The sequence below is a fragment of the Blautia sp. MSJ-9 genome (assembly GCF_018919065.1).
Classification (GTDB): domain Bacteria; phylum Bacillota; class Clostridia; order Lachnospirales; family Lachnospiraceae; genus Blautia_A.
The window spans coordinates 47,280-72,475 of sequence record NZ_JAHLQG010000012.1 but is presented as its reverse complement, the minus strand read 5'-3'; the positions used below and the strand labels follow the sequence as shown (position 1 = coordinate 72,475).

Here is a 25,196-nt window from a genome sequence, read left to right as displayed (position 1 = left end):
GTAACAGAGACATGCTAAAGTAAAGACATCGTTACAGACAGGTAACGGGAAATCTGTTTCTGCATTCTGCAGAAATGAATTCTTAATGTTCATGCACGGATCAGTGCGATAATTTCAAGCTATTGTGAATTAAAGAAGAGAGGGGAGATGCGTATGTCTGTGTCTGTAAAACCACTCAAAAGATGATCATATGCTCTAGGAGACCAGTCAGGGGATAAAGACTATAAGAGTAGAATCAGAAAGAATTTCAGGAGAATAAGAGAATGAAAAAAAGAATATGGATTCAGTTAAAAAAAGCGGTTGTAGTAACCGTTCTGGCAGGAATTATGGGAAATTGTACTGTTTCTGCGGCAGAATTTGAAGCACAGGAACTTGCAGCACCGGAGGTTTTGCTGCAGCAGAGTGCTGAGTGGACAGATGAGAAGAACTTTCAGGCAGAGATCAGGCTTGAAGTAAGCGGACTAAAAGAATTGTATAAGAAGACACAGGATGTGGATAAAGGCGAAAATGTGCAGGAGGAAAAGCCGGCAGAAAGTGAAATTGAAAACGAAGCCAGTGAAGGTGGATCGGATGAGAGCGAAGCAAATAACGGGGAAGCAAATGGAGAAGAGAATGAGGAAAATACAGCAGATGGAACTGAAGAGGTTGTGAATGAGGCATCTGAAAATGAGTCAGCAGATCAAGCCACTGCAAATGAAAGTGAAGGACAGCAAGAGGAGAATACTCGGCCAACAGAAACCAAATATTTTCTGACAGCGTATATATCTGAATATTTTCAGGTGGATGAATCTGGTCTGAAGCATGATATGAAGGCGGAATCTGTACAGATTCAGAATCAGAAGGGCGAGGAAACAGAGATTACCAAACTCATCTGTGAGGTTCCGAAGCCGGATGAAAATACAGATACTTTTACATTGATAATTCCTGTTTCACTGAGAACAGAGTATCAGATTTCTTCTGTAGCAGTTACCTATCCGGTATGCCAGGATGCTCCTTTATACAAAGACCAAGAGACAACAGGTACATATTTCTGGATGAAAACAGAAGAAGAGAACAAGATACTGGCTGCCGCAGAATCAGCGGTTCTTACCGTAACTGAAGCGAAAACCGGACTTACAGCAGAACTGCAACAGTCTGCAACAGAGATACGTGCAGGACAGGCTGTGTCTTATGTGCTTGAAGTGAAGAACACGGGCGAGATTTCCTTGGAAAATATAGAAATTTCCAGTAATTTTTCTATGAAGGATATAAACGCAGCATGGGAATCAGCGGATAATTTTGCAGCAAACGGTATGCAGGGAGTTCTAAAAATTTTACAGCCAGGAGAGAATAGGAAACTTCGACTGACGGCACAGCTTACAGAAAGACAGTCTGGGGAATTGACACACACCGTAACCGTGAGCGCAAAACATCCGGGAAAGAATGAGAATATCGGATGTCAGGCATCTGCGAAGTTGAAGGCAACAGAATTAAAAGCTGCATTCGAGGTGGAAAAAACTGCCGACAGAACAGAAGCCTATCCAGGAGATACGATTACATACCAGATTTGTATTCGTAATACAGGAGAACGCACGTTACATTCCATACTGAGTACAGAGAGATTTCAGAATGCCGGAATACAGGCGAAATTTGTACAGAAAGAAGGGGTAACCATAAACAGCAGTGGAACGCAGGCGATGATCCCGCAGATTGCGCCGGGAGAAGCGTTTGCTCTTTATGCAACAGTGACAGTTCCACAGTATTTATCCAGCCAGGAATTGATCAATGAGGTAATTGTAGTTGCGGAAGAAACCGGTTCGCAGACAGTGAAGTCACAGTCTGAAGTCACATTGACTGCAAATGAGAATACCGTAACTGCCACTCCACAGCCTACAGAGACAGCACTGCAGACTTATGGAGGAGGAAACGGATATGCGTCCAAATCAGCGGATTCCTATGCAGCAGCGTCCAAACCACGAACTGGGGATGAAACGGAAATCGGGTTATATCTCGCAATAGCAATTTTGGCAGGGATGTCAGGATTGGTGGGATTTGCTTACAAAAAAGGGAATAAAAAGCAATTAAGATAACGAAAAATCAACGTTGAAACGGTTTGGGAGGTGTGCTATTCTTATATAGAATATACGCTTTAGTAAAAGAACACCTCCGCTCCGGACTTTTGTGAGCTCTTTAATGAATAGATTTCGGGACGGCAGGAAATGATATGGAGGATTAAAATGAAATTAGTATCCTTATTAGAAAAACTGGAATATACATGCCTTCAGGGCAGTACAGACCAGGAAGTAAAGAATGTAATCTATGACTCCCGAAAAGTAGAAGATGGTTCTCTTTTTATCTGCATTCGCGGTGCGGTTGTGGACGGCCATAAGTTTGTACCGGATGTAATCGCAAAGGGTGCCAAAGTACTGGTTGTAGAAGAAGCTGTAGAAGCACCGGAAGATGTGACAGTGATCCTTGTGAAAGATACACGATATGCAATGGCGTTTATTTCAGCGGCATATTTCGGACATCCGGCAGAGAAACTTAAGACCATTGGTATCACAGGAACCAAAGGAAAGACCACAACTACTTATATGGTAAAGTCTATTCTGGAGAATGCAGGATATAAAGTAGGTCTGATCGGAACAATTGAAGCGATCATTGGTGACAAAGTGATTCCTGCGAAGAACACAACTCCGGAATCCTATGTGATCCAGGAATATTTCCATGAAATGGTAGAAGCAGGATGTGACTGTGTGGTTATGGAAGTTTCTTCTCAGGGACTGATGCTTCATAGAACACAGGGCTTTATCTTTGATTTTGGTATCTTTACAAATATTGAACCAGATCACATCGGACCAAATGAACATAAAGATTTCGATGATTATCTCAGATGCAAATCTTTGCTGCTGAAACAGTGTAAAGTAGGTATTGTAAACAGAGATGACGAGCATTTCCAGAAGATCATTGAGGGACATACCTGCAGTCTGGAAACTTATGGATTTTCACCGGAAGCAGATCTCCGTGCAGAGGATGCAAAACTGGTAGGCGGCAAAGGATATCTGGGAATTTCCTATCATCTGAAAGGATTGCTGGATTTCCATGTAGAGATTGATATTCCTGGTAAGTTCAGTATTTATAATTCATTGACAGCGATCGCAATCTGCCGTCACTTTAAAGTATCAGAAGAGAATATTCTTAAAGCATTAAAAGTAGCCAAAGTAAAAGGCCGTATTGAGATGGTGAAAGTATCAGACGATTTTACACTGATGATCGATTATGCGCATAATGCAATGGCACTGGAGAGTCTTCTGACTACATTGAAAGAATACAATCCGCACAGACTGGTCTGCCTGTTTGGATGTGGAGGAAACAGATCCAAACTTCGCCGTTATGAGATGGGTGAAGTTGCAGGAAAGCTTGCAGATCTTACGATCATCACATCTGATAATCCACGTGACGAAGAGCCGCAGGCAATTATTGATGATATTAAGATCGGTATGGCAAAAACAGATGGCAAGTACGTGGAAATTGCTGACAGAAAAGAGGCAATCGCCTATGCAATCCATCATGGAGAACCTGGTGATATTATTGTACTGGCAGGTAAGGGACATGAGGATTATCAGGAGATCAAAGGAAAGAAATATCCGATGGATGAACGTGTTCTGATCGCAGATATTCTTGCAGGAAAATAACAGCAGGTTTATTTAGAATCCAGGACAGAGAACATCCGGATACAACAGGAATGAGTTCATGATATATGCAGATATTATAATTGATATTTCCAGCGACAAACTGGACCGGAGTTTTCAATACAAGGTACCGGAGAGACTGGAACAGGAGATAAAGGTGGGGATGGTGGTATCCATCCCCTTTGGAAATGCCAGTCAGCTGCGTAAGGGATATGTAACAGGTTTTTCAAAGGAACCGAAGATTGCATCCGGAAAACTGAAAGAAATCTGTGAGATCTGTAGCGGAGAAGAGACTACGGAATCCCGATTGATCGCGCTGGCAGCCTGGATGAAAGAGAATTACGGGTCTACCATGATTCAGGCGCTCAAGACCGTACTTCCGATCCAGGAGAAGATCAAGGCAAAAGAGAGAAGATATATATGTCTGAACATTTCTGAAGACGAAGGGTATCAGATACTGGCAGATCTTGAGAAAACAAGATTCAGAGCCAGAACAAGACTTCTGAAGGAACTTCTGGAGAAGAAGAGACTGGATTCTGCACAGGCATCAAAGAAACTTGGGGCAACTTCAGCGGTTATAAAGAAGATGCAGGAACAGGGAATCATCCGGATAGAATATGATGAGATACTGAGAAATTCGATGGATACCAGTGATATTCCGGCAGAAAACCAGATGCTTCTTACTCAGGAGCAGGAGATAGCAGTACAGCAGATCAGGGAAGAATGGGAGAAACAATCTCCGCGACCTGTACTGATCGAAGGTGTAACAGGAAGTGGAAAAACTCAGGTCTATATGAAGTTGATCGAGTGGACGATTTCCAGAGGAGAACAGGCCATTGTACTGATTCCTGAAATTGCACTTACTTATCAGACTGTGCGCAGATTTTATGCAAGGTTCGGAGATAAAGTGTCTGTGATCAATTCCAGACAGTCTCAGGGAGAACGCTATGATCAGTTCAAGCGTGCAAAGAGAGGGGAAGTTCAGGTGATGATCGGTCCGCGATCTGCGCTGTTTACGCCGTTTGGCAATCTGGGGCTTATAGTTATCGACGAGGAACATGAACCAAGTTATAAGAGCGAGAGCAGCCCGCGTTATCATGCCAGGGAAACTGCGATTAAGAGAGCTGAGTTAGAGCATGCACGAGTAGTTCTCGGATCTGCTACTCCTTCTGTGGAAGCTTATAGTCAGGCGAAGAAAGGTGCTTATGGCCTGGTGCGTTTAAATGCCAGATATGGAAGCAGACCTATGCCGCAGGTTTCTATTGTGGATTTGCGGGAAGAATTGAAGGCAGGCAATCGTTCGGTGCTCAGCAGAGAATTACGGGAGAAAATGAAAGCGCGGTTTGAGAAGAAAGAGCAGGTCATGCTTTTTCTTAACCGAAGAGGATATGCAGGTTTTGTCTCCTGTCGTTCCTGCGGACAGGTGATGAAATGTCCGCATTGTGATGTGGCTCTCTCAGAACATAATAATGACAGACTTCTGTGCCACTATTGTGGATATGAAACGCGAAAACCTCAGGCATGTCCGGTCTGTGGATCTCCATATATTGGCGGATTTAAGGCAGGAACACAGCAGATTGAGAAAGTAGTGAGAGAAACTTTTCAGGGAGTCCGTACACTTAGGATGGATTTTGATACTACAAGGACGAAGGGGAGTTATGAGAAAATTCTGGCATCTTTTGCAAAACATGAAGCAGATGTGCTGATCGGAACGCAGATGATCGTCAAGGGGCATGATTTTCCGGATGTAACACTGGTTGGTGTAGTTGCAGCAGATCTGTCACTGAATGCAGAGGATTACAGATGTGCTGAGAGGACTTTTCAGCTTCTGTGTCAGGCAGCAGGACGTGGTGGACGTGGCGAGAAGCCGGGAGAAGCTGTGATACAGACCTATCAGCCAGATCATTACAGTATCCAGGCGGCAGCTGTGCAGGATTATCAGGCTTTTTATGAGGAAGAGATGAGTTATCGTATGCTCCTGGATTATCCGCCGGCAGCGCATATGCTGGCAGTCCTCGGATCAGGTCCGGAGGATGAGCTTCTGGTTCAGGCGATGCATTATCTGAAGCTGTATGTGCAGCGGATCTATAAGAAGAATGACCTTCATGTGATCGGACCTGCTTATGCAGCAGTGGGAAAAGTAAAGGATATTTACAGACAGGTCATTTATCTGAAACACGAAGATTACCAGGTACTGGTCTGGATCAAAGACCAGCTTGAGAAATACATAGAAATAAATTCCGGTTTTCGGAAACTATATATACAATTTGATTTTCAGTAACTATTCAGAAGTCCACTATTCCGCGAGGTGTTTTGGCATGAAAATGCCAAAATCCCGAGACATACAAGTCAAAATCCCATCGCCGCAGGCGATTTTCAATGGATTTTGACTCGTAACTATGAAGGTACTGAACAGTTACGTTTTTAGTTAAAAATTCAGTCAGAGAAAAGGAGAAGAAAGAAATGGCACTTAGAACAATCAGAGTAGAAGGCGATGAAGTACTTACAAAAGTTAGCAGACCGGTGGATAAAATGACACCACGTATCCATGATCTGATCACGGATATGCTTGATACCATGTATGAGGCAATGGGTGTTGGTCTTGCTGCACCGCAGGTAGGAATTCTGAAACGTATCGTTGTTATTGATATAGGAGAAGGCCCGATCGTTCTGATCAATCCTGAGATCCTTGAGACATCCGGAGAGCAGACAGGAGATGAGGGATGCTTAAGTGTACCGGGAATGGCAGGACAGGTAACACGTCCGAACTATGTAAAGGTAAAAGCACTGGATGAGGACATGAATGAGGTAGAATATGAAGGCGAGGGACTTCTGGCCCGTGCATTCTGTCATGAACTGGATCATCTGGATGGACATATGTACACAGAACTGGTAGAGGGAGAACTTCATCATGTAACTTATGATGAGGATGAGGAATAATAAAAAGTGTTGGAAATAGTTGTTCAATGCTGTATCCAGTGGTGTTTTGATATGAACAGGCCAGAGGTCCGGGATATGTCCGGATGCTGAAACAGCAGAGAAAATACAAGAGAAAGAAGAGGTGACATTTTAACATATGAAGACAGTTTTTATGGGAACACCGGATTTCGCAGTGCCGCCATTACATGCACTGATCGAAGCCGGATATGAAGTGGCAGCAGTAGTCACACAGCCTGATAAGCCAAAGGGAAGAGGAAAGACTTTACTTCCGACTCCTGTCAAAGAAGAGGCACTTATGCATGAGATTCCGGTATATCAGCCGCAGAAAGTAAGAAATAATCAGGAATTTCTGGAAACTTTAAAGGAGATCAATCCAGATATTATTATTGTTGCAGCATTTGGACAGATCATTCCGAAAGAGGTTCTGGACCTTCCGAAGTATGGATGCATTAACATTCATGCATCACTTCTGCCTAAGTACAGAGGTGCAGCTCCAATCCAGCAGGCAGTCATTGATGGAGAGAAGGAATCTGGTGTTACGATCATGCAGATGGGAGAGGGACTTGACACAGGAGATATGATCTCTAAGATCATTATTCCTCTGGCACCGGAGGAAACTGGCGGAAGTCTGTTTGGAAAGCTTGCACAGGCAGGTGCGGAATTGCTGATCAAGACATTGCCATCTATTGAGCAGGGAACAGCAGAGCGTGTGAAACAGCCGGAAGAGAGCCCGACACCGTATGCGTCCATGATCACCAAGCAGATGGGACTGATGGATTTCAGCAAATCGGCAGAGGAACTGGAGCGTCTGGTACGCGGACTGAATCCATGGCCAAGTGCTTATACTTTTATTAATGGAAAGACTTTAAAAGTATGGAAGTGCAGAGTCAGTGACAAACAGACAGATGCTGCTCCGGGAACTGTTTTTCTGACAGATAAGGAAGGCATACATGCCGCATGCGGAAAAGGTTCTCTGATCCTTACAGAGGTACAGTTAGAAGGTAAGAAACGAATGGAGACAGAGGTATTTCTCCGTGGATATCACATTGAAGATGGAACATGTTTTACAGATCATAAGGAGTGATTAGATGTACGGATACTATTTTGACCCTACTTATTTCCTGCTGATCATAGGAATGTTATTATCTATGGCGGCTTCTGCAAGAGTGAAGAGCACATTTGCTATTTACAGCAGAGTGCGCAGTGCATCCGGGCTTACCGGGGCAGAAGCAGCCAGAAGAATCCTTCGTATGGCGGGAATCACGGATGTTACGGTTGTACCGATTTCCGGAAGCCTGACAGACCACTATGATCCGAGAAATAAGCAGCTGGCTCTTTCGCAGGATGTATATGACAGAACTTCTGTAGCTGCCATTGGCGTGGCAGCACATGAATGCGGACATGCCATTCAGGATGCGCAGAATTACGTGCCGTTGAATCTGCGTTCCGCGATCGTACCTGTGGCGAATATCGGATCAACACTTTCCTGGCCGTTATTTCTGGCAGGACTGATCCTTTCTATTCGCCCATTGCTGACACTGGGGATTCTGCTGTTCAGCTTTGCTGTTCTTTTTCAGCTTGTGACTCTTCCTGTAGAGTTTAATGCCTCTTCAAGAGCACTGAAAATGCTGGGAAGTTCAGGAATGCTTGGAACTGATGAAGTAAAAGGAGCAAAGAAAGTTCTTACAGCAGCAGCTCTTACCTATGTGGCAGCACTTGCATCATCCATTCTGCAGCTTTTAAGACTGATCATACTGGCCGGAGGAAGAGACCGTGACTAATGGAATAAATACCAGAGAACTGATATTACAGATTTTGCTGGAAATTGAGGAAGAGGGAAAGCACAGTCATATTGCGATCCGCAATGCCCTTTCCAAGTATCAGTTCCTTCCAAGACAGGAGAGAGCTTTTATCACCAGAGTCTGTGAAGGAACCCTGGAATATCGTATTTTAATAGATTATATTATTGATTCTTATTCAAAAGTAACTGTAGACAAAATGAAACCTGCTATTAGGGAAATCCTGAGAAGTGCAGTATATCAGATCAGATTTATGGACAGTGTTCCAGACAGTGCAGTGTGCAATGAAGCCGTGAAACTGGCGCAGAGAAAAGGATTCTACAATCTGAAACCTTTTGTAAATGGGGTACTGCGCACGATAGCCAGAGAGTGGAAGAATCTGGAACTGCCTTCAAGAGAAGAAAATCTTGTGAGACATTTATCTGTCAGATACTCTATGCCGGAGACGCTGGTGAATCGCTGGCTTGAAGACTATGGCGAAGAGAGGACAGAGAAAATTCTGACTGCTTTTCTGGAAGAGAAGCCAATCACTGTGCGCTGCAGGACACACAAGTATTCTCAGGAGGAGATTTATCAGAGTCTTGTGAATCAGGGAGTGGAGGTAAAACCAGCTCCATATCTGCCTTATGCATATGAGATTTCCAATTATAACCATATTCTGGCACTGGATGCTTTTATACAGGGTAAGATCCAGGTACAGGATGTGAGTTCTATGTTGGTGGCAGAGGTGGCAGATCCGCAGAAGGGAAACTACATTATAGATATGTGTGCTGCACCGGGCGGTAAGAGTCTTCATGTTGGGGATAAAATGGGTGACTATGGAACCGTAGATGCCCGTGATATCAGTCAGTACAAGGTAGATCTGATCGAAGAAAACATTCACAGAACAGATTCTATCAATGTGCAGGCCCATGTGATGGATGCTACTGTATTTGATGTGGATTCTGAGCTGAAGGCAGACATAGTGATCGCAGATGTTCCGTGTTCCGGATATGGTGTGATCGGTAAGAAGCCTGAGATCAAATACCGTGTGACACCACAGAAACAGGAAGAGATCGTAATTCTGCAGAGAACGATTCTGGATCGTGCGGCAGAATATGTGAAGCCGGGCGGAGTTCTGGTATTCAGTACCTGTACCATTGCGAAAGAAGAGAATGAAGAGAACATGATGTGGTTTATGAATCATCATCCATTCAAACTGGAGAGCATTGATCCATATCTGCCAGAGGAACTTCATTCAGAGACAACTGCTCTTGGATATCTTCAGCTTCTGCCGGGTGTACACAAGACAGATGGCTTCTTTATTGCGAAATTCAGGAGAAAATAAATAATGACAGATATTAAGTCAATGACAATCGATGAATTAAAAGAACTGATGACCTCTCTGGGGGACAAGCCATTTCGTGCAAAACAGATATACAGCTGGCTGCATGAACACCTTGTTACTTCCTATGACGAGATGACAAATCTTTCCAAAGGATTGAGGGAGAAGTTAAAGGAATATCCGATCACTGCATTAGAGATGGTGGATGTACAGACTTCTAAGATTGATGGGACACAGAAGTATCTTTTCCGTCTCAGTGATGGAAATGTGATCGAAAGTGTTCTTATGAGATACAAGCATGGAAATTCCGTCTGTATTTCCTCACAGGTTGGATGCCGCATGGGATGCAGATTCTGTGCATCTACGATCGGCGGATTGACCAGGTGTCTGCTGCCGTCGGAGATGCTGGATCAGATCTACAGAATACAGGCTATGACAGGAGAGAGAGTATCCAATGTGGTAGTGATGGGAACCGGAGAACCTCTGGATAATTATGAAAATCTGCTGAGATTCATACATATTCTGACAGAGGATGGCGGGCTCCATATCAGCCAGAGAAATCTGACGGTATCTACCTGTGGGCTTGTACCGAAGATCTATGACCTTGCAAAAGAAAAGCTTCAGATGACACTGGCTCTTTCTCTTCATGCACCGAATGATGTGAAACGCCGGGAACTGATGCCGATTGCGAACAGATACAGCATGGACGAGGTTCTGGAAGCGTGCCGCCATTATTTTGAAGAAACGGGGCGCAGGATCACATTTGAATACAGTCTGGTTGCCGGAGTGAATGACAGTGATGAAGATGCCAGAGAGCTTTCCGGCAGGATCAGGGACATTAACTGCCACGTAAATCTGATTCCGGTAAACCCGATCAAGGAGCGTTCCTATGTGAGATCCACAAGGCAGGCAGTGGAGAATTTCAAAATAAAACTTGAAAAATGTGGAATTAATGTTACTATTAGAAGGGAAATGGGCAGCGATATAGATGGTGCCTGTGGACAGCTAAGAAAAAGTTATATGGAAAAAACAGAAAGCGAGAATTGACATGAGGGTATATTCAGCTACTGATGTCGGGCAGAAGCGAAAAATGAATCAGGATTATGTGTTCGCATCTGCAGACCCGGTTGGAAATCTTCCGAATCTGTTTGTTGTTGCTGACGGAATGGGCGGACATAACGCCGGAGATTATGCATCATCTCATGCTGTTACATCCATGGTGGAAGAAATCCGCCAGGATGCAGATTTTAATCCTGTCAAAGTAATCCGTCATGCCATTGAATGTGTGAATACCGAGATTCTTACCCAGGCACAGCAGGATGAGAAACTGAGAGGAATGGGAACTACGATGGTAGCAGCTACGATCGTGGGACATTACGCTTATGTGGCAAATGTAGGTGACAGCAGACTTTATGTAATTGGAGAACAGATTCAGCAGATAACAAAGGATCACTCATTAGTGCAGGAGATGGTAAGGATGGGAGAACTTGACCCTGAACAGGCAAGAAGACATCCGAAGAAAAATATCATCACAAGAGCGCTCGGAGCGGAGAGAACAGTAGATATTGACTTCTTTGACCTGAAATTGGAACCAGGAGATGTGGTTCTGATGTGTTCAGATGGTCTCAGCAATATGGTTGAGGACAGCCAACTGCAGGAAATCATTACTGACACTGATACAGATCTGGACGAAAAGGGCAGAATACTTATCAGAGAAGCAAACCGCAACGGCGGCAAGGACAATATTGCAATTGTATTGATAGAACCATTCGCAAATGAGGTGAAAGCATGTTAAAGACGGGAATGATCATAGCTGAGCGCTATGAGATATTAGGAAAAATAGGTACCGGCGGAATGGCGGACGTATACAAGGCAAAAGACCATAAGCTGAATCGGTTTGTTGCTGTAAAAGTTCTTAAGCCGGAATTTCGGGAGGATACAACGTTTATCCGCAAGTTCAGAAGTGAAGCTCAGGCAGCAGCAGTTCTGACTCATCCCAATATTGTAAATGTATTTGATGTAGGAGATGACAATGGAGTCTACTACATTGTGATGGAACTGATCGAAGGAATTACTCTTAAGGAGTATATCTCTAAGAAAGGCAGACTGTCAGTAAAAGAAGCTACAAGTATTGCAATCCAGGTATCTATGGGACTGGAGGCAGCACACAGCCACGGAATTGTACACCGTGATGTAAAGCCTCAGAATATTATTATTTCCATGGATGGAAAGGTTAAAGTTACAGATTTTGGTATTGCAAGAGCTGCTTCTTCCAATACCATAAGTTCTAATGTGATGGGATCTGTTCATTACAGTTCTCCGGAGCAGGTACGTGGAGGATACAGTGATGAGAAGAGTGATATTTATTCACTTGGTATCACACTGTATGAGATGGTCACTGGAAAGGTTCCGTTTGATGGTGACACAACAGTAGCTATCGCTATCAAGCATCTTCAAGAAGAGATGGTTCCGCCAAGCGTGTATGCAGAGGACCTGCCGCACAGTCTGGAGCAGATCATCCTGAAATGTACACAGAAGAGTGTAGATCGTCGTTACCAGAATATGGAAGATGTAATTGCAGATCTGAAGCATTCTCTGATCGATCCGCAGGGTGATTTCGTAACACTGACTTCTGTAGATAATGAGGCAAAGACAGTTGTGATCTCAGATGAGGAACTTGGCGAGATCAAGCATGTACCGAAACAGATTTCCAAGTCAGAACCGGAGGCTCTGGAAGATGAGATCAATGAAACGGATTATGATGATGAGCCAGAAGAGAAGCCTCGCAGAAAGAAAACGGCAAAACCTGAGAAAACAAAGAAAAAAGGCGGTCATGGACTGACTATTGCGATGCTGCTTCTTGGAGTTGTGATTTTAGTTGCAATTATTCTGGTTGCAGGTAAGGCATCTGGACTGATCGGCGGTAACAGTGAAACAAAGACCAAAACAGAAACTACAGATACAGCAGAAACAGATGATGATGGAATGGTAACTGTACCGAATCTGTTAGGAAAAACGGAGGATGAGGCAAAGAATATCACAAAAGACATGAAACTTGGTATTCAGCCAATGGGTGAGGAAGCCTCCACTCAGGCAAAGGGAACCATTTCTTCTCAGGATATTCCACAGGGAAGCAAGGTTGAACAATATACAACAATTAAATACTATATCAGTAAAGGTGCTCAGCAGATTACAGTTCCGGATGTAGACGGACAGACAGGTGTGGATGCACAGCAGACACTGGAAGATATGGGATTAAATGTTACTGTTCAGAAAGAATACAGTGAATTAAACGATGACGGTACTCCGATCGTTGATCCTGGATATGCATATTCTACAACTCCGGATGCAGGTGCATCTGTTTCAGCCGGAGATACCATTACATTGGTTGTCAGCCGTGGCGTTGACTATGGTGACAGTGTAGAAGTTCCAAGTGTTGTGGGAATGACAAAGAATGATGCGATTACTACTTTTGGTAAATTCCTCAATGTAGAAGTAAAAGAGGAAATGAGCACAGAGGTGGCAGCAGGAGAAGTAATCTCTCAGGAACCAGAAGCAGGAAACTGGGAGGACCCGGATACGGTTAATGTGGTAATTACTGTAAGTACAGGAGATCAGGACCCTGCATCTGTGCAGAGTACGGATACTGCAAATACAGCAGGCAGCACAACAGACAGTGCAGCACAGACGGCAGATAATACATCCACAGATAACAGTGCAGCTGTAGCAGCAGGAGAAGTCTGGAAATGTACACAGACTCTGAATACTCCGACAGGATATACAGGAGGTCCGGTACGTCTGGAACTGGTTCAGAATGTAAATGGAACACCGACAGCGTCAGTTGTTCTGGAGAATCAGGTATTACAGTTCCCTTACGATCTGGATATCACAGGAGCACCTGGAATCAGTGAAGGAACTCTGTATTTATCCGAGCAGGTCAACGGAGTTTATCAGGAACTTGGAAATTACTCCATTACATTTGCCAAGGTAGAGTAATTCATGCAGGGAAAGATTATTAAAGGCATTGCAGGATTTTATTATATTTACGCAGAGAATGATGAGATTTATGAATGCAAAGCCAAAGGAATATTCAGAAAAGATAAACAGAAACCTCTTGTAGGGGATAATGTAGAGATTGAAGTTTTGGATGCACAGGAGAAGGAGGGCAGTGTGACTGCCATCCTTCCCAGAAAGAATTCGCTGATCCGTCCGGCGGTTGCCAATGTAGATCAGGCTTTTGTGATTTTTGCGATGGAGAATCCAAAACCAAATTTTATGCTGTTGGACAGATTTCTGATCATGATGGAAAAGGAGAATGTTCCGGCAGTTATATGCTTTAATAAGAAGGATCTTGCAACACAGGAAGAACTGGAACTCTTATATGAAACTTATAAGAGCTGCGGATATCATGTAATCTTTTCCAGCACCTTTAACGGGGATGGATTAGATGAGATCCGTGAGATCCTTAAGGGAAAGACAACAGTAGTTGCCGGTCCCTCGGGTGTGGGAAAATCTTCAATCACCAATGCACTGCAGGAAAATGTACAGATGGAAACAGGAGAGATAAGTAAGAAACTGAAACGTGGAAAACATACCACCCGTCATTCACAGGTGATACCAGTGGGACATGATACTTATCTGATGGATACCCCGGGATTTTCTTCTTTATATCTGACAGATATTGAAGAGCAGGAACTGAAAGATTATTTTCCGGAATTTCGTGAGTATGAAGATCAGTGCAGGTTTCAGGGATGCAGACATATCCATGAACCGGACTGCGGCGTAAAGGAAGCTTTGGCAGAGCATAAGATCAGCCAGCTTCGATATGAAGATTATTTAGGACTTTATAATGAATTGAAAGAGAAAAGGAGATTCTAATTATGTATCAGTTGTGCCCTTCTATTTTGTCGGCAGATTTTAATCGTTTGGGCGAACAGATCAAAACTCTTGAGAAAGAGGGAGTCGAATGGCTCCATATTGATGTCATGGACGGTGACTTTGTGCCGAGTATTTCTTTTGGAATGCCAGTGATCAAATCTATTCGAAAGGAATCAAAGCTGTTCTTTGATGTGCATCTTATGGTAACTGAGCCGGAGAGATATATCAGAGATTTCGTTGCATGCGGTGCTGATTCTATTACTGTTCATGCAGAAGCATGTGAGGATATTGAGAGAACGATCGAGCAGATCCGTGAGGCAGGAGTAAAAGTGGGCATTTCCATTAAACCTGCGACACCGGTAAATGATATCAGCCATATGCTGGAGGATGTGGACATGGTTCTGATCATGACTGTACAGCCGGGATTCGGCGGACAGAAGTATATGGATGAATGTACAGAGAAGATCAGAGAAGTACGTGAACTGATTGAAGCTGAGAATCTGAATGTAGATGTTCAGGTAGATGGTGGAATCAATGATGAGACAATGGAGACAGTAATGACAGCAGGTGCAAATCTGCTGGTGGCCGGTTCTTATGTGTTCAACGGAGATTTGGAAGCAAATGTAAGACATGCCAGAGCGAAGATGGACGAAATTATACAAAAAATTGACTGAGGAACAGCATGATAGATACAGTAATTGTAAGCGGGGGCGATATCCAGAGTGATTTTGCCCTCGATTTTTTGAAAAAGAATGCAGAGAAAGCGGGAAAAGAAAAGATACGTCTGATCGCGGCAGACAGAGGACTGGAGTTTTTTCTGGAACAGCAGATCCTGCCGGATGTGGTGATCGGAGATTTTGACAGCCTGTCAGAAGAAGGAAAAGAATTTCTGGAGGTTCCTGCAGGGATAAAGACAAACAGTGAGATTCCTTATGGAGGAATGACAAACTGGAAAGTACAGAAACAAACCGGAGAAGAGAAAAAAGAAGTAGAGATTATACGACTGAGACCGGAAAAAGATGATTCAGATACGCAGTCTGCTATGAACTATGCCATTCGGACCGGGGCAAAGGAGATTGCAATTCTGGGTGTGACCGGAAAAAGAGTAGATCATCTGATGGCGAACTTCGGGCTTCTTGTTCTGGCTCAGAAGCAGGGCGCATCTGTGACATTGGTGGATAGTTATAATTATATGAAACTGGTTTCCAGTGGGACAGTCCTTCGAAAGTCCGAGCAGTTTGGAAAGTATGTGTCATTTTTTCAGCTGGGAGGAGATGTGACTGGTCTGACTCTTGAAGGATTTAAATATCCTCTCAGTAACTATCATCTAACAGTGGCAGACAGTGGTCTGACTGTAAGCAATGAGATCAGCAGTGAATCTGCAAAGATTATTTATGATAAGGGAACTTTGCTGATGATTATGTCGAGAGACTAATAGCTATGTTTACTCAATTCACTATAATATGTTTTGTGATATACAGAATTTATGCTGATCGCATAAATTCGCATTGGATATCTCGGGACTTTGGCATATACATGCAAAAACACCTTGCGGGATGGTGGTAGTAACAGTTAATGTTATAGCAGCATATAGACAGAAAACAGCAACCTTGCACATCACAAATGGTTATGATAAAATAATGAAAGTATTTTAGAAAAGGATCACTGCTCAGTCCACTGACAGGAATGGTCCGTAAAATGGCCCGCCTGATATTAAAAAATATCTGGAAATACCGTAAAATCAATACATTTAAAGGAGATATAAAAGAGAGATGAAACTTGGAATAGTTGGATTACCAAACGTTGGAAAGAGTACATTATTTAATTCATTAACAAAAGCAGGAGCAGAATCAGCAAATTATCCGTTCTGTACCATTGACCCGAACGTGGGTGTTGTTACTGTACCGGACGAGAGACTGAAACTTCTCGGAGATTTCTATCATTCTAAGAAAGTGACACCTGCAGTCATCGAATTCGTAGATATCGCAGGGCTTGTAAAGGGTGCATCCAAAGGTGAGGGACTTGGAAACCAGTTCCTTGCAAATATTCGTGAAGTAGATGCCATTGTTCATGTAGTACGCTGCTTCGAGGATTCCAATGTTATCCATGTAGACGGAAGCATTGATCCTCTTCGTGATATTGAGACAATTAATCTGGAACTTGTATTCTCTGATCTTGAGATTCTTGAGAGAAGAATTGCAAAAGTGACAAAAACAGCACGTATGGACAAAGAAGCTGCCAAGGAACTTGACTTCCTCCAGAAAGTAAAAGCACATCTCGAAGACGGCAAGATGGCGATCACAATGGAACTGGAGAACGAGGACGAAGAAGCATGGATGACTACTTACAATCTGCTTACATGGAAACCAGTGATCTATGCTGCAAATGTTGCTGAAGATGATCTGGCAGATGATGGTGCAAGCAATGCACATGTACAGGCAGTACGCAAATATGCAGCAGAGCAGAACAGTGAGATCTTCGTAATCTGCGCAGAGATCGAGGAAGAGATCTCTGAACTGGATGATGATGAGAAGAAGATGTTCCTTGAGGATCTGGGACTTAAAGAATCCGGACTTGAGAAACTGGTAAAAGCAAGCTACCATCTCCTTGGCCTGATGAGTTTCCTGACATCTGGCGAAGATGAGACAAGAGCATGGACTATCAAGATTGGAACAAAAGCTCCGCAGGCAGCCGGCAAGATCCATACAGATTTTGAGAGAGGATTTATCAAAGCAGAAGTTGTTAACTATCAGGATCTTCTGGACTGCGGTTCCTATGCAGGTGCCAGAGAGAAAGGTCTTGTAAGAATGGAAGGTAAAGAATACATTGTACAGGATGGAGATGTAATTTTATTCAGATTCAATGTATGATAAACAGGTGATATATGGAAATGTCGATACGTTTTCCAGGACTTAATCTGGTTTTATCTTATGTGCCCCGGTCATTTCAGATATTTGGGATGGAATTTACCATATATGGTGTATTGATCGCAATAGGTGCACTTCTGGGAATAGGGCTGGTGACACTGGAAGCAAAGCGAAATGGTGAGGATCAGAATAAATATCTTGATATGATGATCATTTCGCTGCTGGCTTCAGTTGTGGGTTCCAGACTGTTTTATGTAGTATTTTCATGGGAACTTTACAGAGGAAATTTCAGCGGAATTCTGGATTTTAGAAATGGCGGGTATACTTTTTATGGCGGTCTGCTGGCGGGATTTCTCGCTGCAGCAGTATTTTGCAGGATTGCCAAGATGAACTTCTGGAAGATGGCAGATACTGTAAGTCTTGGAATACTTTTGGGACAGATCATTGGACGCTGGGGAAATTTCTTTAACAGAGAATCTTTTGGAGAATATGCAGATCTGCCCTGGGCAATACAGATTCCAATTTCAGCAGTGCGCTCTGGAGAGGTTTCCGGAAATATGCGGGATAATCTGTTGACGATCAATGGAATTTCCTATATTCAGGTTCAGCCTGTGTTCCTTTATGAAAGTTTGTGGTGTCTGATCCTTTTATTGATTCTGCTGGCGCTTCGCAGAAAGAAGAAATACGACGGCGAGTTGTTTATGATCTACCTGGCAGGATACGGGCTTGGGAGATTTTTCTTTGAATGGCTCAGGACAGATAAGCTTTATATTCCAGGAACGAGGATTGGAGTTTCGCTGGTAATATCAGCTGCTTTGTTTATAATTTACACACCAACAGTGATTGTACGTGGAGTGATGGCACAGAAAAGAGCAGCTATACGTATACGAAGAAGAAAAGCACTGATAGAGAATCAGCAGGAAAAAGAAAACGAAGCGCAGGATAGTATTCCTGAGGCAGAAGTACAGCCTGGGAATAACTCTTCTGAGTCTGTTTCAGAGAAGCCGGAAGTTCCAGTGGAGAAAAAGAAAGAAACCGGAACTGTACAGGGAGAATCTGATGAAATCTTAAATTGGGAAGAGTCTGAATATGCACATATTCCTGAACAGTGGAGACGACATGTGGGAAATTCTCCCACAAAATCAGACAAAGAATTATAAAAAACAATATATCTGAAAGCTAAGTGGGTTGAAAGTGGAATTTCAGCCCATTTTTTACGTATAAATATTTATTTTTTACCTTAAAATATGGATGTTTCAGAAATGTTAAGAGAGTTCTAAATTTAAAAAATCTGTTTCAGACCCTTGTTTTTTCAGCCTAAATAGTTTAGAATAAGCACATAAGTGGTAGAAAGTGGTGAATAGTGGTGGTGAGTGGGGGAACAATGGCAGAGTAGACCATTACCACCTGGAAATCTGAAGGGGAGATTCAGATTTCGTGAGAGTAGGTGAGTAACATGTTCATGGGAGAGTACAACCATACAATCGACGCGAAGGGGCGCCTGATTATTCCTTCGAAGTTCAGAGAACTCTTAGGGGAAGAGTTTGTTCTGACTAAAGGGCTAGATGGCTGTCTTTCTATTTATCCCATGGATGAATGGGAAGCCTTTGAAATGAAACTCAGAGCATTACCACTTACAAATAAAAATGCCAGAACTTTTTCACGATTTTTTGTAGCTGGAGCAACTACATGTGAACTGGACAAACAGGGGAGAATCCTTGTACCGCAAACTCTGCGCGAATTTGCCGGTCTGGAAAAGGATGTAGTTTTGACAGGTAATTTAAACAGAATTGAAGTTTGGAGCAAAGAAAAGTGGAGTGAGATCTGTAATTATGATGATATGGACAGCATTGCGGAGAGTATGCAGGACATGGGAATCACGATCTGATACAGAAATCATTATAAAGTATCTCGCAAAATAGATCCAGACAGGAGACGGAGATGGAGTTTAAACACAAATCTGTATTACTGGAAGAGACCATAGAAGGCTTGAATGTTAAGCCGGACGGAATCTACGTGGATGGCACTTTAGGAGGTGCAGGACATGCCCTGGAGGTATGTAAGAAGCTTTCTGCCAAGGGGAGATTTATTGGCATAGATCAGGACCAGGATGCGATAATTGCTGCGAGTGAGAGGTTAGCCGCCTTTGATCAGGCGACGATCATTCGCAGCAATTATTGTTACATGGTACAGGAACTGGCAGCAAGAGGCATCAATAAAGTCGACGGGATTCTCCTTGATCTTGGAGTATCTTCCTATCAGCTTGATAATGAAGAACGTGGATTTACTTACAGAGTAGATGCACCATTAGATATGCGTATGGATCAGCGCCAGACGCAGACGGCCAGTGATATTATCAATGGCTATGAAGAGAAAGAGTTATATCGTATCATTCGTGATTACGGTGAAGATAAATTTGCAAAGAATATTGCAAAACACATTGTAGCAGCCAGACAGGTGAAGCCGATCACTACGACCGGCGAACTCACAGAGATCATCAGGGAATCTATTCCTATGAAGATGCAGGTAAAGTCGGGACATCCTGCGAAGAGGACGTTCCAGGCAATCCGTATCGAACTTAACAGAGAACTTGATGTACTGAGAGATTCGCTTGACGGAATGATTGACATTCTTGATGATGGCGGCAGACTTTGCATTATCACTTTCCATTCACTGGAGGACAGAATTGTTAAGACGATTTTCAGAAAGAATGAAAATCCATGTACCTGCCCGCCAGACTTTCCGGTATGTGTATGCGGAAATAAATCAAAAGGTAAAGTGATCACAAGGAAACCGATTCTTCCGGGGGAGATTGAAATGGAAGAGAATCCGCGTTCCAAGAGCGCAAAGCTTAGAATTTTTGAGAGAGTATTGTAATTAATAGTGAGGCATGAAATGGCGAAGACGACCAGGACTGAAACAGCAAGAAGAAGCAGAACCAATGCCAGAGCAAACAGAGGAATGTACGTTGAAGGAAATACGGTCAGACGCCTTGCAGAAGTTCCGGACAGGACGAGACAGCCACAGAGACAGCATCCCGGAAGACAGCAGACTAATCGAAACCGCAGAGTACAGGCAGAGCCGGTACCAGTACAGAGACAGAAACATGAGTTGAGCAGATCAGCACAGAGAAACAGACAGAAGGCCACAGCAATGAACTGGGGATTTGTCACGTTTCTCGTTGTTGTGTGTACAGCGATATTATTCTGTTCTGTAAAGTATCTTCAGTATAAGTCAGAAATTACGGCCAAAATGAATACAGTTGCATCCCTTGAGGAAGAACTGGCAGCTTTAAAGGAAGACAATGACGCATATTACAGCCAGGTAACATCTAATATAGATCTGAACCAAATTAAGCAGACTGCATTAGGACGACTGGGAATGAAATATCCGTCAGATGATCAGACAGTAACCTATTCTACATCCGGAAACAGCTATGTAAGACAGTATCAAGATATACCAGATTCAAAGTAGGTGATTAATTGAGCAATACAAGAAAAAGAGGTCAGAAGAGACCAGAGAGAAGAATAAATTACAACATGAAAAAGAAGCTGGTAATGCTATTTGCAGTAGTGTTACTGGCTTTAGTAGTATTAATAGTAAGAATTACTTATATTAATGCAACAAGCGGCACAAAATATAAGAAGCAGGTATTAAGCCAGGCGCAGCAGAAATATGAGAGTCAGGTTCTGCCGGCAAAGCGAGGCGACATTTACGACAAAAATGGAAATATCCTTGCAACCAGCAATAAGGTTTATAATGTGATCCTGGACTGCAAAACTGTAAATTCGGACAGTGATTATGTAGAACCAACGATCCGTGCATTGAATGAACAGTTAGGGATTGATGAAGAAACGGTACGTTCTCTTCTGTCGGATCCAAGTACCAGTCAGAGTCAGTATCAGATTCTGATGAAACAGCTGTCTATGGATAAGAAGAAAGAATTTGAGAAGTATGAAGCAGAGGATGAAGATTCCGGGCTTACTGCAGAGCAGGCTAAGGAGAGAGCGAATATCAAGGGCATCTGGTTTGAAGAGGACTATCTGAGAAGTTATCCGTTCAGTGAAACTGCATGTGATACGATTGGATTTACGCTGGACCGTGATGTCGCTGATATCGGCCTGGAAGGATATTATAACAGTACACTTACAGGTGTGGATGGCAGACAGTACGGATACATTAACAATGATTCCGATGTAGAACAGACGATCATTGCAGCAGTAAACGGAAAGAGTATACAGACAAGCATTGATATTGGTGCGCAGCAGATCGTTGAAAAGTATGTGAATGGATTCAAGGAAGCCATGGGTGCCAAGAATATCGGTGTTATCGTAGAGGACCCGTCCACCGGTGAAATTATTGCCATGGATGGCGGTGACCGTTATGATCTGAATAATCCGAGAGATCTTTCTAATGTATATTCAGAAGATGAGATTAAAGCAATGAGTGACGAGGAAACAGTGGAAGCACTGAACAGTATGTGGAGTAATTTCTGTGTAACAGATGCTTATGAACCTGGTTCTGTTGTGAAGCCAATTGTTATGGCGTCTGCACTGGAGAAAGGTGCGATTCAGGAATCCGATACCTTTGTGTGTGACGGAGCCCAGACATTTGGTGATACTATGATCAAGTGTGCGGTATATCCAAGCGCTCATGGTACAGAGACTTTGGGTGAAGTAATCGCAAACTCCTGTAATGATGCTATGATGCAGATTGGTGCTAAAATGGGAGCAGTTCAGTTTATCAAGGCGCAGAGCCTGTTTAACTTTGGAACCAGAACAGGAATTGACCTTCCGAATGAGGGGGCAGGTATCATCCATACCAAGGATTCTATGGGAGAAACAGAGCTTGCCTGCTCAGCGTTTGGTCAGGGATTTACCTGTACGATGATCCAGGAAGTGAATGCTATGAGTTCTGTTATCAATGGTGGATATTATTATCAGCCACATCTGGTTACAAAGATCCTGGACAGCAATGGCGGAACTGTAAAGACGATCACACCGATTCTCCTGAAGCAGACGATTTCATCAAGAATTTCCAGTGATATCCGAAGCTACATGGCGTTAAGTGTACAGCAGGGTACCAGCCGTCATTCTAAAGTACAGGGATACAGTTCAGGTGGTAAAACAGGTACAGCCGAGAAATATCCGCGTGGAAACGGCAAATATCTGGTTTCTTTTATTGGATTTGCACCTGTAGATGATCCGGCAGTTGTGATCTATGTAGTAGTAGATGAGCCGAATGTAGATGATCAGGCAAACAGTACTTATCCACAGTACATTGCACAGGGAATTCTTTCTGAACTTCTTCCATATCTGAATGTAACACCGGATGAATCCGATGATGGAACAGTACCGGAAACTGAGTTATGGGAAGGATTCAAAGGCCATTTAAAGAGTACAGCATCCAGCAGTTCCCTGAACAGTGATGGAAATCTGGTAGATGCAGACGGTAATCTGATCGACTGGGATGGAAACAGAATTGATGAAAATGGTTATCTGCTGGATGACAATGGAGATCATATTCTGGATGACAATGGCAATTACAAGATGTCTACCAACCTGGTGACAAGTGTAGGAAGCACAGAGACAGATGCTTCCGGAGATGCAGTGTCCAACCCGGATGCACCTGGTCCGCTGGAGGATGACGAATCAGAGACTACGCAGGATAACAATGCAGAAACTGATGGAATCACCAACGAAGAAGCAGGACTGGAATAAGAAACATACCCCCGCAGGGATTTGTCATATATTAGTATGACGATTTCTGCGGGGATTTTTTATGAAAAAGAATATGACCTTTCATAAGAAGAAAATATGGGTGGTATTTATCTGCTGCATCCTGCTGATGGCAGGACTGATCGGAAGACTGGTACACCTGATGTGCTTTCGGTCTGATTATTACTATGAAAAAGCAAAGGATCTCCATGAAAGGGAACGTGACATCAAGGCGGCCAGAGGCCAGATACTGGATGCGAAAGGAAAAGTCCTGGCATCTAACCGGACTGTATGTACCATATCCGTGATCCATAGCCAGATCAGGGAGCCTGAGAAAGTAATTGCTCTACTGACAGAGAAATTGGGAATGGATGAATCTGTAGTGCGTAAACGGGTGGAGAAAGTTTCTTCTATAGAAAGAGTGAAAACAAATGTAGAGAAAAGCGTAGGTGATGCAATCAGAGAAAGCAATCTGGCAGGTGTGAAAGTGGATGAGGATTACAAGCGCTATTATCCATACGGAAGCCTGGCCTCCAAGGTGATCGGATTTACAGGGGGTGATAATCAGGGAATCATCGGCCTGGAAGTAAAATATGAAGAAATCCTGAAAGGCAGCCCGGGTAAGATTCTGACAACTACGGATGCCAGAGGCGTAGAGATTGATAAACTGGGCGAAACAAGAGAAGAACCGGAAGAAGGAAAAAGCCTGCTTATTAGTCTTGATGCCAATATACAGGAGTTCGTGCAGCAGGCAGCGTTGAAAGTAATGGAGGAAAAGCAGGCAGAACGAGTCTCCATTCTCCTGATGAATCCGCAGAATGGAGAAATCTATGCCTGTGTTAACGTCCCAGAATTTGACCTGAATGATCCTTTTACATTGACAGAAGAACTTCAGGTGCAGTTAGCAGCAGAACAGGAAGAAGGACAAGAAGGAACGCAGGCAGATCAGACGCAGCAGACCGCCGTGTCTCAGGACACACAGGCGCAAACGATAACAAAGAGAAAAACAGAGGCAGAAAGAAAGCAGGATCTGCTGAATCAGATGTGGCGGAATCCATGTCTGAATGATACGTATGAGCCTGGTTCCACATTTAAGATTATTACCATGTCTGCCGGACTGGAAGTGGGTGTTGTTTCTGAAAATGACCGCTTTTACTGTCCTGGATATAAACTGGTGGAGGATCGCAGGATCCATTGCGCCAAGCGAACCGGTCATGGAGCCCAGAATTTCGTAGAAGGAGCTCAGAATTCCTGCAATCCTGTGTTTATTGAAGTAGGACTTCGTCTTGGTGTAGAGCGTTTTTATCAATGTTTCAGACAGTTTGGACTTCTGACGAAAACAGGTATTGATCTGCCTGGAGAGGCTGGAACGATCATGCATCAGGAGAAAAATATGGGAGAAGTAGAACTGGCGACGGTTTCTTTTGGTCAGTCTTTTCAGATCACACCTGTACAGCTTGCGACAACAGTCAGTTCGCTGATCAATGGCGGAAGACGGGTGACGCCACATTTCGGAGTTGCAGTGCTGAATCCGGATGGAACAAAAGGGAAGAAGCTTGAATTCCCGGTGCAGGAGGGAATCGTTTCCCAGGAAACTTCCAGAAGAGTAAGAGAAATTCTGGAAACGGTAGTCTCACAGGGTTCCGGCAGAAATGCAAAGATTGAAGGCTATTCTATCGGAGGGAAAACGGCCACGTCCCAGACTCTCCCAAGAAGTGCTAACCGTTACATTTCCTCGTTTCTTGGTTTTGCTCCGGCAGAAAATCCGACAGTTCTTGGATTATGTATTATTCACGATCCTCAGGGAATTTATTATGGCGGAACCATTGCAGCTCCGGTGATCCGCAGCATCTTTGAAAATATCCTGCCATATCTTGGAATCCCCCAAAATACTTCACAGGAGATTGTCGGTGAACAGTAAAAATCGCCCGGCAGGGTTGATAAATGAGTAAAAAAGCCGTATACTAAAGGCAATCTGAAAGTAAAAAACAAAAACACTT

Annotated in this window: 20 protein-coding genes; all 20 read left to right on the top strand. The window is 43.5% G+C overall.

Annotated features, from left to right (window positions below; all coding sequences use genetic code 11):
* Window positions 1–263: 263 nt before the first annotated feature.
* A complete protein-coding gene (locus KQI87_RS02840; RefSeq protein ID WP_216458828.1) occupies window positions 264–2,069 on the top strand; it encodes a DUF7507 domain-containing protein in 1,806 nt (601 codons plus the stop codon).
* Between the two features lie 147 nt (window positions 2,070–2,216).
* Window positions 2,217–3,674, top strand: a complete 1,458-nt coding sequence (locus tag KQI87_RS02835) for a UDP-N-acetylmuramoyl-L-alanyl-D-glutamate--2,6-diaminopimelate ligase (protein ID WP_216458827.1) — start codon at window positions 2,217–2,219, stop codon at window positions 3,672–3,674.
* Window positions 3,675–3,732: 58 nt separating this feature from the next.
* A complete protein-coding gene (gene priA, locus KQI87_RS02830) occupies window positions 3,733–5,952 on the top strand; it encodes a replication restart helicase PriA (RefSeq protein ID WP_216458826.1) in 2,220 nt (739 codons plus the stop codon).
* 182 nt (window positions 5,953–6,134) lie between these two features.
* On the top strand, window positions 6,135–6,611 hold the full coding sequence (gene def, locus KQI87_RS02825; protein ID WP_216458825.1) for a peptide deformylase: 477 nt from the start codon (window positions 6,135–6,137) through the stop codon (window positions 6,609–6,611).
* A 136-nt stretch (window positions 6,612–6,747) separates the two neighbouring features.
* A complete protein-coding gene (fmt, locus tag KQI87_RS02820) occupies window positions 6,748–7,695 on the top strand; it encodes a methionyl-tRNA formyltransferase (protein ID WP_216458824.1) in 948 nt (315 codons plus the stop codon).
* Window positions 7,696–7,699: 4 nt separating this feature from the next.
* Window positions 7,700–8,392 (top strand): zinc metallopeptidase, encoded by a 693-nt coding sequence (locus KQI87_RS02815; protein WP_216458823.1) that lies wholly within the window; start codon window positions 7,700–7,702, stop codon window positions 8,390–8,392.
* The gene (gene rsmB, locus KQI87_RS02810; protein WP_216458822.1) at window positions 8,385–9,737 is read left to right on the top strand and encodes a 16S rRNA (cytosine(967)-C(5))-methyltransferase RsmB; all 1,353 of its coding nucleotides are present in this window, start codon (window positions 8,385–8,387) and stop codon (window positions 9,735–9,737) included. The genes KQI87_RS02815 and rsmB overlap by 8 nt, the downstream gene beginning before the upstream one ends.
* Before the next feature lie 3 nt (window positions 9,738–9,740).
* Window positions 9,741–10,781, top strand: coding sequence for a 23S rRNA (adenine(2503)-C(2))-methyltransferase RlmN (gene rlmN / locus KQI87_RS02805; protein ID WP_216458821.1), 1,041 nt, complete (start codon window positions 9,741–9,743; stop codon window positions 10,779–10,781).
* A 1-nt stretch (window position 10,782) separates the two neighbouring features.
* The gene (locus KQI87_RS02800; protein WP_216458820.1) at window positions 10,783–11,529 is read left to right on the top strand and encodes a Stp1/IreP family PP2C-type Ser/Thr phosphatase; all 747 of its coding nucleotides are present in this window, start codon (window positions 10,783–10,785) and stop codon (window positions 11,527–11,529) included.
* On the top strand, window positions 11,523–13,730 hold the full coding sequence (gene pknB, locus KQI87_RS02795; RefSeq protein ID WP_216458819.1) for a Stk1 family PASTA domain-containing Ser/Thr kinase: 2,208 nt from the start codon (window positions 11,523–11,525) through the stop codon (window positions 13,728–13,730). The genes KQI87_RS02800 and pknB overlap by 7 nt, the downstream gene beginning before the upstream one ends.
* A gap of 3 nt (window positions 13,731–13,733) precedes the next feature.
* Window positions 13,734–14,612, top strand: a complete 879-nt coding sequence (gene rsgA / locus KQI87_RS02790; protein WP_216458818.1) for a ribosome small subunit-dependent GTPase A — start codon at window positions 13,734–13,736, stop codon at window positions 14,610–14,612.
* Complete coding sequence (rpe, locus tag KQI87_RS02785) at window positions 14,612–15,286, top strand: ribulose-phosphate 3-epimerase (protein WP_334300716.1); 675 nt, start codon at window positions 14,612–14,614, stop codon at window positions 15,284–15,286. Before rsgA ends, rpe begins: the two co-directional genes overlap by 1 nt.
* 8 nt (window positions 15,287–15,294) lie before the next feature.
* A complete protein-coding gene (locus KQI87_RS02780) occupies window positions 15,295–16,047 on the top strand; it encodes a thiamine diphosphokinase (protein WP_216458816.1) in 753 nt (250 codons plus the stop codon).
* 337 nt (window positions 16,048–16,384) lie between these two features.
* Window positions 16,385–17,482: a redox-regulated ATPase YchF gene (ychF, locus tag KQI87_RS02775; protein WP_216458815.1), complete on the top strand. Its 1,098-nt coding sequence runs from the start codon at window positions 16,385–16,387 to the stop codon at window positions 17,480–17,482.
* 20 nt (window positions 17,483–17,502) lie between these two features.
* Complete coding sequence (gene lgt, locus KQI87_RS02770) at window positions 17,503–18,639, top strand: prolipoprotein diacylglyceryl transferase (protein WP_253292343.1); 1,137 nt, start codon at window positions 17,503–17,505, stop codon at window positions 18,637–18,639.
* 296 nt (window positions 18,640–18,935) lie between these two features.
* On the top strand, window positions 18,936–19,367 hold the full coding sequence (mraZ, locus tag KQI87_RS02765; protein ID WP_216458813.1) for a division/cell wall cluster transcriptional repressor MraZ: 432 nt from the start codon (window positions 18,936–18,938) through the stop codon (window positions 19,365–19,367).
* Window positions 19,368–19,420: 53 nt separating this feature from the next.
* Window positions 19,421–20,356 (top strand): 16S rRNA (cytosine(1402)-N(4))-methyltransferase RsmH, encoded by a 936-nt coding sequence (rsmH, locus tag KQI87_RS02760; protein WP_216458812.1) that lies wholly within the window; start codon window positions 19,421–19,423, stop codon window positions 20,354–20,356.
* Between the two features lie 18 nt (window positions 20,357–20,374).
* Complete coding sequence (locus KQI87_RS02755) at window positions 20,375–20,953, top strand: hypothetical protein (protein WP_216458811.1); 579 nt, start codon at window positions 20,375–20,377, stop codon at window positions 20,951–20,953.
* A 65-nt stretch (window positions 20,954–21,018) separates the two neighbouring features.
* Window positions 21,019–23,199 carry a peptidoglycan D,D-transpeptidase FtsI family protein gene (locus tag KQI87_RS02750; RefSeq protein WP_216458810.1) on the top strand — a complete coding sequence of 727 codons (2,181 nt, stop codon included), beginning with the start codon at window positions 21,019–21,021 and terminating at the stop codon, window positions 23,197–23,199.
* A 61-nt stretch (window positions 23,200–23,260) separates the two neighbouring features.
* Window positions 23,261–25,117 carry a peptidoglycan D,D-transpeptidase FtsI family protein gene (locus KQI87_RS02745; protein WP_216458809.1) on the top strand — a complete coding sequence of 619 codons (1,857 nt, stop codon included), beginning with the start codon at window positions 23,261–23,263 and terminating at the stop codon, window positions 25,115–25,117.
* Window positions 25,118–25,196 lie beyond the last annotated feature (79 nt).

Coding starts and splice junctions, on each gene's coding strand:
- KQI87_RS02840 (WP_216458828.1), top strand. CDS start 264: ATGAAAAAAAGAATATGGATTCAGTTAAAAAAAGCGGTTGTAGTAACC.
- KQI87_RS02835 (WP_216458827.1), top strand. CDS start 2,217: ATGAAATTAGTATCCTTATTAGAAAAACTGGAATATACATGCCTTCAG.
- priA (WP_216458826.1), top strand. CDS start 3,733: ATGATATATGCAGATATTATAATTGATATTTCCAGCGACAAACTGGAC.
- def (WP_216458825.1), top strand. CDS start 6,135: ATGGCACTTAGAACAATCAGAGTAGAAGGCGATGAAGTACTTACAAAA.
- fmt (WP_216458824.1), top strand. CDS start 6,748: ATGAAGACAGTTTTTATGGGAACACCGGATTTCGCAGTGCCGCCATTA.
- KQI87_RS02815 (WP_216458823.1), top strand. CDS start 7,700: ATGTACGGATACTATTTTGACCCTACTTATTTCCTGCTGATCATAGGA.
- rlmN (WP_216458821.1), top strand. CDS start 9,741: ATGACAGATATTAAGTCAATGACAATCGATGAATTAAAAGAACTGATG.
- KQI87_RS02800 (WP_216458820.1), top strand. CDS start 10,783: ATGAGGGTATATTCAGCTACTGATGTCGGGCAGAAGCGAAAAATGAAT.
- pknB (WP_216458819.1), top strand. CDS start 11,523: ATGTTAAAGACGGGAATGATCATAGCTGAGCGCTATGAGATATTAGGA.
- rsgA (WP_216458818.1), top strand. CDS start 13,734: ATGCAGGGAAAGATTATTAAAGGCATTGCAGGATTTTATTATATTTAC.
- KQI87_RS02780 (WP_216458816.1), top strand. CDS start 15,295: ATGATAGATACAGTAATTGTAAGCGGGGGCGATATCCAGAGTGATTTT.
- ychF (WP_216458815.1), top strand. CDS start 16,385: ATGAAACTTGGAATAGTTGGATTACCAAACGTTGGAAAGAGTACATTA.
- lgt (WP_253292343.1), top strand. CDS start 17,503: ATGTCGATACGTTTTCCAGGACTTAATCTGGTTTTATCTTATGTGCCC.
- mraZ (WP_216458813.1), top strand. CDS start 18,936: ATGTTCATGGGAGAGTACAACCATACAATCGACGCGAAGGGGCGCCTG.
- rsmH (WP_216458812.1), top strand. CDS start 19,421: ATGGAGTTTAAACACAAATCTGTATTACTGGAAGAGACCATAGAAGGC.
- KQI87_RS02755 (WP_216458811.1), top strand. CDS start 20,375: ATGGCGAAGACGACCAGGACTGAAACAGCAAGAAGAAGCAGAACCAAT.
- KQI87_RS02750 (WP_216458810.1), top strand. CDS start 21,019: ATGAAAAAGAAGCTGGTAATGCTATTTGCAGTAGTGTTACTGGCTTTA.
- KQI87_RS02745 (WP_216458809.1), top strand. CDS start 23,261: ATGAAAAAGAATATGACCTTTCATAAGAAGAAAATATGGGTGGTATTT.